Origin of the sequence: Streptomyces colonosanans, assembly GCF_001866645.1 — a bacterium.
GTDB classification, from domain to species: Bacteria; Actinomycetota; Actinomycetes; order Streptomycetales; family Streptomycetaceae; genus Streptomyces; species Streptomyces colonosanans.
On sequence record NZ_MLYP01000044.1, the window covers coordinates 1 to 8,589 of the forward strand.

5 protein-coding genes are annotated in these 8,589 nt (G+C 68.2%); 2 read left to right on the top strand and 3 right to left on the bottom strand.

Annotated elements, in window-relative coordinates; genetic code table 11:
- Positions 1-134 precede the first annotated feature (134 nt).
- Complete coding sequence (locus BIV24_RS17660; protein ID WP_071367298.1) at positions 135-1,718, bottom strand: MDR family MFS transporter; 1,584 nt, start codon at positions 1,716-1,718, stop codon at positions 135-137.
- A gap of 155 nt (positions 1,719-1,873) precedes the next feature.
- Here BIV24_RS17660 and BIV24_RS17665 point away from each other — a divergent pair, with 155 nt between their 5' ends.
- The gene (locus tag BIV24_RS17665) at positions 1,874-2,470 is read left to right on the top strand and encodes a TetR/AcrR family transcriptional regulator (RefSeq protein ID WP_071367299.1); all 597 of its coding nucleotides are present in this window, start codon (positions 1,874-1,876) and stop codon (positions 2,468-2,470) included.
- A gap of 8 nt (positions 2,471-2,478) precedes the next feature.
- Here the strand turns inward: BIV24_RS17665 and BIV24_RS17670 are convergent, their stop codons facing one another.
- Positions 2,479-3,144 (bottom strand): M23 family metallopeptidase, encoded by a 666-nt coding sequence (locus BIV24_RS17670; protein WP_071367300.1) that lies wholly within the window; start codon positions 3,142-3,144, stop codon positions 2,479-2,481.
- Positions 3,145-3,468: 324 nt separating this feature from the next.
- Between BIV24_RS17670 and BIV24_RS17675 the strand changes: the two genes are divergently transcribed.
- On the top strand, positions 3,469-6,588 hold the full coding sequence (locus BIV24_RS17675; protein WP_071367301.1) for an NACHT domain-containing protein: 3,120 nt from the start codon (positions 3,469-3,471) through the stop codon (positions 6,586-6,588).
- A 79-nt stretch (positions 6,589-6,667) separates the two neighbouring features.
- On the opposite strand, the gene BIV24_RS17680 is transcribed toward BIV24_RS17675, so the two are convergent.
- Positions 6,668-8,589 (bottom strand): ATP-dependent Clp protease ATP-binding subunit (locus BIV24_RS17680; RefSeq protein WP_071367302.1); only part of this gene is annotated, 1,922 nt, incomplete at its 5' end.

The window sequence follows — 8,589 nt, forward strand, 5'->3', positions numbered from 1 at the left end:
ACCGGACGCCGCGAGCTTCCCGGCAGACCTTTCCAGTCACAGCCTCTAGCTAGGTGGTGCAGGAGTACCCGAAACAGCGGCGAAGGCCCCGGGCAGAGAACCGCCGGGGCCTTCGAGCCAGGGTCGGGGCGACGTCAGACGGCCTCGGCGACCGGCGGCTGCACATCCGCGACGTCCTCGGCCGCGTCCCCGCTCGCCGACTTGTCCGGCCCCGCTCCCCGCAGCGGAACCTCCTTCACGAACACCGCGGCCACCAGCGCGGCCACGGCCACTATCGCGCCGAGCAGGAACGCGGAGTGCGTGCCCGCCGACACCGCGTACTGGTAGGCCTCGCGGGCCGCCGCCGGCAGCTTCTCCAGGCTCTTCGCGTCCAGCTGCGCGGACTGCTCGGTCATCTTGGACAGCGCGCCCGCCCGCTGCGCCATCACGTCCTGCACCCGGTTGTTGAACAGGGCGCCCATGATCGCGACACCGAAGGAGGAGCCGAGCGTACGGAAGAGGGTCGTGGACGAGGACGCGACGCCCATGTCCTTCATCTCCACGCTGTTCTGCGCGACCAGCATGGTGATCTGCATCAGGAAGCCCATCCCGGCGCCCAGCACGGCCATGTACACACCCGAGGTGACGCGGCTCGTGCCGGTGTCCATCTGGGCGAGCAGGAACAGGCCGATGATCATCAGCGCGCTGCCGACCACCGGGAAGGCCTTGTACCGTCCGCTGTTTGTGGTGACCCGGCCCGCGATCATCGACACGACGAGCATCGCTCCGAGCATCGGCAGGAGCAGCAGTCCGGAGTTGGTCGCGGACGCGCCCTGCACCGCCTGCTGGTACAGCGGCAGGAACAGCGTCGCACCGAACATCACGAATCCGGTGATGAAGCCGATCGCCGACATCAGCGAGAAGTTGCGGCTGCGGAAGATGTGCAGCGGCATGACCGGCTGGGCGGCCTTGGTCTGCCAGAGCACGAACCCGACGAGCGCGACGACGCCGATCCCGATCAGCTCCATGATCCGCGCGGAGTCCCAGGCGTACTCGGTGCCGCCCCACGTGGTGACCAGCACGATCGAGGTGATGCCGATGGTCAGCAGCGCGGCGCCGAGGTAGTCGATACGGGCCTTGGAGACCTTCTTCGGCAGGTGCAGTACGGCGCTGATGGCGAGCAGGGCGACGATGCCCAGCGGCAGGTTGATGTAGAACGCCCAGCGCCAGCCCCAGTGGTCGGTGATGGTGCCGCCGACCAGCGGTCCGCCGATCATCGCCAGCGCCATGATGCCGGCCATCATGCCCTGGTACTTGCCGCGCTCCCGCGGCGGTATCAGATCGCCGATGATGGCCATGACACCGACCATGAGGCCGCCGGCGCCGAGGCCCTGGACGGCCCGGAATCCGATGAGCTGGCCCATGTCCTGCGCCATGCCGCTGAGCGCCGAGCCGATCAGGAAGATCACGATCGAGCTCATGAAGGCGCCCTTGCGCCCGTACATGTCACCGATCTTGCCCCACAGCGGAGTGGAGGCGGCGGTCGCGAGCGTGTAGGCGGTCACCACCCATGACAGGTGCTGCAACCCGCCGAGCTCGCCCACGATCGTCGGCATCGCGGTGCCCACGATCATGTTGTCGAGCATCGCGAGCATCATCGTGATCATCAGCGCGAGCAGGACGACCCGCACGCTTCGTGGTTGTTTACCGCTTCCGGCTGGTGCAGCGCTGTCCGCCATGGTCCCCACTCCCCTGGGCCGTCCGGCCCCTTACTTACCGACCGGCTAGTTACTACACTGGACGGTAGCCCCGCAACTAGCCGGGCGTCAAGTAAGTTTCGCGGGCCTGCCCGCCGACCAGCAAACAGGTTTCCGCGAGTGCAAGGAGTGCGAGGATGAACGGCACCATGGGCGGCACCAAGAGGCAGCGGCGCGGGGACACCCGTCAGCGCATCCAGGACGTGGCGCTCGAGCTCTTCGCCGAGCAGGGTTACGAGAAGACCTCGCTGCGTGAGATCGCCGAGCACCTGGACGTCACCAAGGCCGCGCTGTACTACCACTTCAAGACCAAGGAAGAGATCCTGGTCAGCATCTTCGAGGATCTGACCCGCCCCATGGACGAGCTGATCGAGTGGGGCAAGGCACAGCCGCACAACCTGGAGACCAAGCAGGAGGTACTGCGCCGCTACAGCGAGGCACTGACCGGCGCGGCCCCGCTCTTCCGCTTCATGCAGGAGAACCAGGCCACGATGCGCGAACTGAGCATCGGTCACCAGTTCAAGGACCGCATGATGCAGATGCGCGACATCATCAGAGATCCGGACGCATCCCTGACCGACCAAGTCCGCTGCATCAGCGCGCTGTTCACCATGCACGCGGGGATGTTCGTCCTCCAGGACGTCGAAAGCGACCCCGAGGACAAGCGCAAGGCTGTCCTCGAGGTCGCGGTCGATCTGGTGACGCAGGCGCACACGGGTGCGCGAGCGTCATAGGGGGCGCCTCAGAGGGTCACACCCTTGGCGCGCAGGAAGTCGACGGGGTTGACGGCAGACCCGTAGTTGGGGGTCGTCCGGATCTCGAAGTGAAGGTGAGGACCGGTGGAGTTACCGGTGTTACCGGACTTCGCGATGTGCTGCCCGGCGCTGACGGCCTGACCGACCCGCACGTCGACCTGCGAGAGGTGGGCGTACTGGGAGTACGTGCCGCCCGCGTGCTTGATGACGACGGCGTTGCCGTACGCGGGCCCGTCACCGGCACCGTTACCGCCGACCTTGACGACGGTGCCGCCACTCGCGGCGACGACGTCCGTCCCGCTCGGGACGGCGAAGTCCTGACCGCTGTGGGTGTGCTGCCACATACCGCCGGCCTGGGCGAAGCTCGCAGAGAGCGCGTACTGCTTGACCGGGGTGACCCAGCCTGCGGTGTTGACCACCTTCGTACTGGCGCCGACCGGCTTCGTACTGGGTTTGACCGCCTTCGTACCAGAGCTGACCGCCTTCGTGGCAGCGCCGGCAGCCTGCGGAGCGGAGCTCGCCGCATGCGCACCAGCGGCGTGCGCGACCCCGACCCCCAGTGCCGCCGCGGCTCCGACACCGGAGGCCAGAACGGCAACCCGGGTACGAAGACGGGACGTACGGAAGGAGCGGGGCGTGACGCGGTTGAACATGAAGACCTCAGGGAGTCGGGAACGTGTCCATCCCTTGGTAACCCGACCCGCCCGGAGTCCCAAAATGTGTGATCTACGATGATTCCTAGTACATCGCCATAAAACCAATCGATGCTTGATGGATAGCCGCAATTCAGACATTTTCCTCGAACTGGCAAGGTTCGGGCGTTAATTCCGTTACGGACCCCGAAGAGAAATGTCCGTTATGCATCGATAAGTCGCTTCACTATCGCGCCTCGTACTGTCCGTCACGCCTGTGCGGCATGTCACGAGGGGCGCCCGCTAGGCTGACCATCCGTTACGGGTCGACTACGGGGGAACGAGATGGATCCAGCGGCCATGGGCGTCAAAGTGGCCTCCAGCGTGGTGGCCCCGCTCGTGAAGCGGCTCTTCGTCACGGAGGGGCCCGGTGCAGGGCTCGTGGACAGGCCGGTACGCATCTCCGAGTACGTCTCCTTCCGCGGCGAAAAGCGCGGCCTCACCGAGAAGGACCTCCACAAGCTCGCCGCCGCGCTGGTCGCACGGGCCGTCACGGCGGACGGCGAGCGCCCGCTGCCCGAGGACGAGACACCCACCGTGGTCCTCGCCCTCGCCCGCACCCTGCACGCCCTCGGCGACCTCGACATGACCGACGTCCAGGCTGTGCAGCTCGGTCACCGAACCCTCGCCCGGCAGCTGCGCGCCGCGAGCGGCAGCCCCGACCGTGACCTCTCCCTCGACGCCACCGTCTTCTACGAGCGCATCCTCGACATCGCGTGTCTGCACGTCCTGCATTTCTTCACCCAGCGCTCCGCCTTTGTCCCCCGCACCCTGGTCGAACAGAGCCGTCGGCAGGCCGATCTCATCGCGAAGGTCGACGAACTGATCGCCAGGACCCCGCCCACGGGCGGCACCGACCCCGCCTTCGAGCAGCGCTATCTGGCGTATGTCGCCACTCGGCACAGCCATCTCACGATCTACGGAATCGACCTCGCCAGCTCCCCGGAACGCTGGCCCCTCGACGCCGCCTACCTCAGCCTCCAGGCGATGCGGCCTGCGGAGGACGAGGAGACCACGGCCGGCATCGCCACTGCCGCCACGGCGCTCCCCGCCGAACAGGCCCTCGCCGACCACGACCGGGTCCTGCTGCGCGGGGTCGCCGGCTCCGGTAAGACCACACTGGTGCAGTGGCTCGCCGTGACCGCAGCCCGCGGAGAGCGCGGCGACCGGATCCCGTTCGTCCTGCCCCTGCGCACGCTCATACGCCGCCCCGGCGGTCTCCCGGCGCCCGACGGATTCCTCGACGCGGTCCGCGTCCCCTTCCACTCCACCCAGCCTCCCGGCTGGGCCGACCGCGTCCTCACCGCCGGCCGCGCCCTCCTGCTCATCGACGGCATCGACGAGATCCCCGAACGCGAGCGGGAGCGCACCCGGCGCCGGCTGCGCGAACTACTCGACGTCTACCCCGGCAACCAGTGGCTGGTGACCTCCCGCCCCTCCGCCGTTCGCGAGAACTGGCTCGCCCCCGACGGCTTCACCGAACTCGCGCTCTCCCCCATGAGCCGCGACGACGTCGCCGCGTTCGTCCGCCGTTGGCACACCGCCGCCCGCATCGACGCCCCCGACCCCGATCGCCTCGACGCCTACGAGCATTCGCTCCTGGACGCCGTACGCACCAAACCGGACCTGGGCCGCCTCGCCACCAACCCCCTGATGTGCGGGCTGATCTGCGCCCTCCACCGGGACCGGCGCGGATATCTGCCGCACGGCAGACGGGAGTTGTACGAGGCGGCGCTGTCCATGCTCCTGGCGCGCCGGGACGAGGAACGGGACATGTTCGTCCAACAGGACGGCATCCACCTGACCGAGGCACCGCAGATCCAGCTGCTGCAGCGCCTGGCGTACTGGCTGATCCGCAACAACCAGTCCGAGATGGACCGCGAGCGCGCGGAACGGATCATCGCCGACGTCCTGCCGTCGCTCCCGTCCGCCGCGGCCCAGGGCGACGCCGGGCAGATCCTGTGCCACCTCCTCGTCCGTAGCGGCCTGCTCCGTGAACCCGCTCTCGGGACGGTCGAGTTCGTCCACCGCACCTTCCAGGACTATCTGGGCGCGAAGGCGGCGGTCGAGGACGGCGACCTCGGTCTGCTGGTGCGGGGCGCCGCCGACGAACAGTGGGCGGATGTGATCCGGATGGCGGTGGCGCACGCGCGACCGCGGGAGCGGGCCGAACTGCTGACCGGACTGAACGAGTCGGCCGACCGGGCGCGAGGAGCGGCCGGTACGCGCATGCGGCTTCTCGCGCTCGCCTCGCTAGAACAAGCGACGGAACTCGACCCCGGTGTCCGCGCGCGGGTGGAGGCCCATGCCGCCCCGCTCATCCCGCCGCGTACGACGGTGGAGGCGCGGGCGCTCGCCGAGGCGGGGCCCCTCGTCCTGGAGCTGCTGCCCGGTCCGGAGGGGCTGACCGACGCCGAGGCCCGGGCGGTCGTCATCACCGCCTCACTGATCGGGACGGACGCAGCCCTCCCGGTCCTGGCCCGCTTCCGTTCGCATCCCGCCCTGCCGGTGCGGGCGCAACTGACGTGGACCTGGCACCGGTTCGACACCGAGCGGTACGCGGAGGAGGTGATCGCACATCTACGGCCGGAGGGTCTGTACTTCACGGCGCACTCGGCGGCCGCACTCCATGCCTTGCGGGAGCTGGGCGGCCCGCCCCGGCTCCAGCTCGTCGGCGACATCACCTCGGCCGACATCCGCGCGGCGCTCTTCCCCGACCAGTTGGAGGAACTCTACGTACGCGACAATCGCGCCCTGAACGACCTGGGCTTCCTGCCGGATCAGCGGCGGCTCACCCACCTCGACTTCAGCGGCTTCACCCCGCACGTGGACGACCTGACACCGCTCGCCGGGCTGCCGCTCACCTGGCTGTCGATGGACAGCATGTCCGGCCTGGACAGGCCGGGTGCCCTGGCCCCGCTCGGCACCTCGGCCACGCTGGACTCCCTCGACCTCGGTATCCCGCTGCACGGCGACTCCGTCGACGCCGCACTTCCCCGCGAGCTGCCCCTGGAATACCTCCGATTCACCAGAAACGCTCTCCGGTTCACGGGACTGCGCGGTCTGCGGCGCATGTACACCGTCAAGAAGCTGAGCCTTGGCTCACTTCCCCAAAAGCTCAACCCGGGGGACTTCGAGGAGATCGCCGCCATGCCCGCGCTGGAGGACCTGCGCCTCAACTGGAATGCCACGGGATGGGAGGCGGGCCCGGTTCTGCCCCGTGTCACCCAGCTCCGCCTGAACAAGTTCACCGGGACCGAGGACCTCTCGGCACTGCCCGCCCTCTTCCCCGGGGTCCGCACAGTCGCCGTCCACCTCGCCCCGGACGTGCCCGATATACCGGAACACCTGCTCGATCTGTTCCCTGCTCCTCCTGCCGTGGAGAGGACCGACAGCGTGCTCTGAAGGGCATACCGGCATAAGGGGCTGCCCCGGGACCGAAGTCCCGGGGCAGCCCCTTATGTTCAGGCCGAGCGCCGCGCGCTCACGCCTCCTTGCTCAGGTTCGGGCCCGCGCCACCGGCCGCCTGCTCGATCGGCGGAACGTCCGGCAGGGCCGACTTCTCCTCGCCACGGAAGGTGAAGGCCTTGGACTCGCCCTCGCCCTCCGTGTCGACGACCACGATGTGGCCCGGACGCAGATCCCCGAAGAGGATCTTCTCGGACAGCGTGTCCTCGATCTCGCGCTGGATCGTGCGGCGCAGCGGCCGGGCGCCCAGCACGGGGTCGTAGCCCTTCTTCGCCAGCAGTTCCTTCGCGGACTGAGCGAGCTCGATGCCCATGTCCCGGTCCTTGAGCCGCTCGTCGACCTTGTCGATCATCAGGTCGACGATCGCCAGGATGTCCGCCTGGGTCAGCTGCGGGAAGACGACCACGTCGTCGACGCGGTTGAGGAACTCGGGGCGGAAGTGCTGCTTCAGCTCGTCCGACACCTTGTTCTTCATGCGCTCGTAGTTGGTCTTCGTGTCGCCCGCGGCGGCGAAGCCCAGGTTGAAGCCCTTGGAGATGTCCCGGGTGCCGAGGTTGGTCGTCATGATGATGACCGTGTTCTTGAAGTCCACGACCCGGCCCTGGGAGTCGGTCAGGCGACCGTCCTCCAGGATCTGCAGCAGCGAGTTGAAGATGTCCGGGTGGGCCTTCTCGACCTCGTCGAAGAGGACGACCGAGAACGGCTTGCGGCGCACCTTCTCCGTCAGCTGGCCGCCCTCCTCGTAGCCCACGTAACCGGGGGGCGAACCGAAGAGACGCGACACCGTGTGCTTCTCGCTGAACTCCGACATGTCGAGGGAGATCAGCGCGTCCTCGTCACCGAAAAGGAACTCCGCCAGCGCCTTGGACAGCTCGGTCTTACCGACACCGGACGGGCCGGCGAAGATGAACGAGCCACCGGGACGCTTCGGGTCCTTCAGGCCCGCACGCGTACGACGGATCGCCTTCGAGAGCGCCTTGACGGCGTCCACCTGGCCGATGACCCGCTTGTGGAGCTCGTCCTCCATGCGCAGCAGCCGGCTGGACTCCTCCTCGGTGAGCTTGAATACCGGGATGCCCGTGGCGGTGGCCAGGACCTCGGCGATCAGCTCGCCGTCGACCTCGGCGACGACATCCATGTCGCCGGCCTTCCACTCCTTCTCCCGCTTGGCCTTCGCCGCCAGCAGCTGCTTCTCCTTGTCGCGGAGGGAAGCCGCCTTCTCGAAGTCCTGGGAGTCGATCGCCGACTCCTTGTCCCGGCGGACGCCCGCGATCTTCTCGTCGAACTCGCGCAGGTCCGGCGGTGCGGTCATCCGGCGGATGCGCATCCGGGAACCCGCCTCGTCGATCAGGTCGATCGCCTTGTCCGGCAGGAAGCGGTCGGAGATGTACCGGTCGGCCAGGGTGGCGGCCTGGACCAGGGCCTCGTCCGTGATGGAGACGCGGTGGTGCGCCTCGTAGCGGTCGCGCAGGCCCTTGAGGATCTCGATGGTGTGCGGCAGGGACGGCTCCGCGACCTGGATGGGCTGGAAGCGGCGCTCCAGGGCCGCGTCCTTCTCCAGGTGCTTGCGGTACTCGTCCAGCGTGGTCGCACCGATCGTCTGCAGCTCACCGCGGGCCAGCATCGGCTTCAGGATCGAGGCCGCGTCGATGGCGCCCTCGGCGGCACCCGCACCGACCAGCGTGTGCAGCTCGTCGATGAACAGGATGATGTCGCCGCGGGTGCGGATCTCCTTGAGCACCTTCTTCAGGCGCTCCTCGAAGTCACCGCGGTAGCGGGAGCCGGCGACCAGCGCGCCCAGGTCGAGGGTGTAGAGGTGCTTGTCCTTGAGGGTCTCGGGCACCTCGCCCTTGACGATGGCCTGCGCCAGCCCCTCGACGACCGCCGTCTTGCCGACGCCGGGCTCGCCGATGAGGACCGGGTTGTTCTTCGTACGGC